The sequence below is a fragment of the Paenibacillus sp. 01T422 genome, from assembly GCF_056398785.1.
In genome coordinates, this window is the sequence record NZ_JBFTQB010000818.1 from 1 (window position 1) to 2991 (window position 2991).

General features: G+C 31.7%; 2 protein-coding genes. Both read right to left on the reverse strand.

All coding sequences use genetic code 11. From position 1 onward, the window contains the following. Nucleotides 1-477 precede the first annotated feature (477 nt). Nucleotides 478-1314 carry a hypothetical protein gene (locus AC1DUA_RS31775; protein WP_477503538.1) on the reverse strand — a complete coding sequence of 279 codons (837 nt, stop codon included), beginning with the start codon at nucleotides 1312-1314 and terminating at the stop codon, nucleotides 478-480. A gap of 23 nt (nucleotides 1315-1337) precedes the next feature. Then, entirely contained in the window at nucleotides 1338-2360 is a 1023-nt protein-coding gene (locus AC1DUA_RS31780; RefSeq protein ID WP_477503539.1) for an NACHT domain-containing protein, read from the reverse strand. Between the last annotated feature and the right edge of the window lie 631 nt (nucleotides 2361-2991).

Below are 2991 nucleotides of genomic sequence, written 5' to 3' on the forward strand. Positions count from 1 at the left end.
CTTCAAAAATAGAAGGGCTTTTTGTTATTTAAGTAAGAATCATTTACGTTCCAAGTTATTTATAATTAGTGTCAAATACATCTTCAAAAATAGAAGGGCTTTTTGTTATTTAAGTAAGAATCATTTACGTTCCAAGTTATTTATAATTAGTGTCAAATACATATGATCTTTTCTCCGCCTAATTGTTTGTAAATATTTTGAAAAAGAAACAGCTACTTTCCTGAATATCATTATGATTTTCCATACTCACGTTAATCCACCAAACTGACTCCAAATACCACAGCGCGGACTATACTCAAAATAATGTCTTAGACTGTCAATGTTAAACTGAACTAACGTTCTCGTTGTAACCGTCGGTAATTAGCTTTGAAATTTTCGTTAGAATTCCTGCGACAATCGAGCTGCTGATGCGAATTAACATGATCATAGCCCATCAAGAAGTTCATCATTAGTATCCGCTAATTCCATTAATATAGCTTAGTCTAGATAAAAAAGAGAATTGCTCTTCTTCAAAATACTAGCTAAAGCATCGGATATACCTAATAACTCCTCAGTATTGAAATCTACAGTCATATTTTCAGATGAAATATAAATCAGTTTATTAAGAGAGATAAATTTTGTAAGATGTATATCTTCAATATGATACTCGTTATTTCTTTTTGAAGATACAATCTTGGTTAGAGTTAAGTATTTATTAGTATTAGCTTTCTCTAAAATGAGTAAATGAAATATTTTTGATTCATATGGAATTCTTCCATATGTCGTGATCTTATAGGAATTCATAAGACCTGGAGGTAGGTCTCTTTCATACTTAGAAATAAATTTATGCTCATCGAGTGTATAATCATCATCGGGGGTTGCAAGTTTAACAATAAAACTTCTATTGTACAAAATTTGTCTAAGTCTAGTTTGCGGTCCGACATCTGGCACATGTTGTAAAACCGACATGTACTGAAGATAATTATTTATAAGATCAAGTAGAAAGTGCTTTTGGAAACCTGTTCTATCTATTTCGTAATATAAGCTAATAAGATTTGAATATCTGGCGATATTATTTGAATTAGAAATTTTATTGAGAATTTTATCCTTATTATCTCCTGAATCCAGATGAATAAATGAAGAAGCAAAATATTCGACAAACGACTTATGCACCCATCTAAATTCGAAACCATCTTCAATCAGTAATGGGACACTCTTCAAAAGATCATTTAATAAGTCATTAGGCTCAACTGTGTCATAGTAACCAATCTCTAATGACGAATTTATCAATTCTAAAATTCTTGTTTTTTTATAGGATAACTCGTTATTTTTCAAACACAAATAACCCAACTTACGTACTACCTTAGAGAACTGTGTTTTAGATAGTTTAGTATACTTATCCCTTTTATAATATCCCTTAGATAAATCGTGATCTTCGAATAATGCATCATAAATAGCTTGTACAGTTGGTCCTTAGTTCTAGGAATATCCATCTTGCTTCTAAATGTTGCATAAATCAGTGAAGTCATAAGAGGGTTAGTAAGAAATTTATCTTCTATGAGTTCAGGTGATTTTTTTATTTGTTCAACTAAAGATTCATATAAACTTAATCTTGAAAAAACATCGTATTTTTTTATTAATTCAAATGCCTCATTTGGCTTGTGTTCCTTAATATCAAATCTTTGAAACTGACCAAAAGATGAAAGTGCTTTTTCATCTCGAGAAGTAACAAAATATTTATTTTGAGGTGCATTTGCAATAAAAGATTCCATGTCAGTAGTAACTGTACCTTTATATTCAGCACGAATCTCATCGTACCCATCAAAAAAGAAAAGAAATTGTCCCCTAGTGAACAATTCATTTATATATTCTTTTGAAAATTCATTATTAAAACCACTAATCTGATTAAAGAATTCTTTTAGAATAGTATTCTCTTTCGATAATTTTCTTAATTCAATAAATATTGGTATACCGTGTGGTTCTCCAATTGATTTAATGAATATCCATTTCATTAGTGTTGTTTTTCCCATTCCAGCTGTGTCAACAATTAATATTCTTTTAAATTTCTCAATGAAATCATTATTATTGTTTTGAATTTTGTATTGAGTTCGATCCCTGCTACTTACTAAGGTTAGTGGTTGATAAACATCTTGGATAGTAAGTTGTTGGTTTTTAAAAACCAAGGTTTGCATAGCACTTAACTGAGATACTTTTCTTAATAAGTATTCTTCAAATATATTGTGCGTGTTTCTGTATTTTGCTTCAAGTTCGTTTGTTCCTTTACTGACCATTTTTTGTACTAAAGGTAATAAATGCTTCTCTAATGTATATTTAATCGCGGTTTTTAATGCTTCACTTACCACTATATCTGATAGATTCATATTGGTTACATTCTCCAGGAAAATGAATTTTCTTCTCTACAAGTATATTGTTGTTTAATTAAAAAATAAATATATCATTTTGACAAGGGGTTTGTTCCTTACCATAAACTTTACCTTCAACATATATATAGTGAGTATATATGTGTTGAGGAGCGATAGAGTATGCCAGTTGTAGTTGATCGTGGTGTGCAACTAAGTTGGACAGCTATTTTCAAACCGGGTACTAGCCAAAAGGAGCAAGACAGAATCCTTAACAAGTTTGAGGCACGGCGCTACAAACACGTGCGGATGCGCTCTATAGGCAGAAATTGGGGATTAGCCTTTTCATCAAAAATCTTAAACATCATTCTCTAGCACCCTATGGGGGAGTTATTTGCGGCCAAACTGTCAGCAGAAAATAAAGTATAGACTGGATGACTATATTCCACGCGGCTTTTCGAATTGCCTTACCGTCAGACTTCATAAAATAAGTTTTAGACTGAGCCTAGAAATTGAAACAGCGGCAGCCCAAGGACGAGAAAATAAAGTCCTAGACTGCCGCTGTTTTATTGAACTAACGTTATCCGTTAGATTCCTGTAGATGGATAAATTTCAGCTTTGTAAAAAAACGAGCGCCTCTGTACGATGGAAG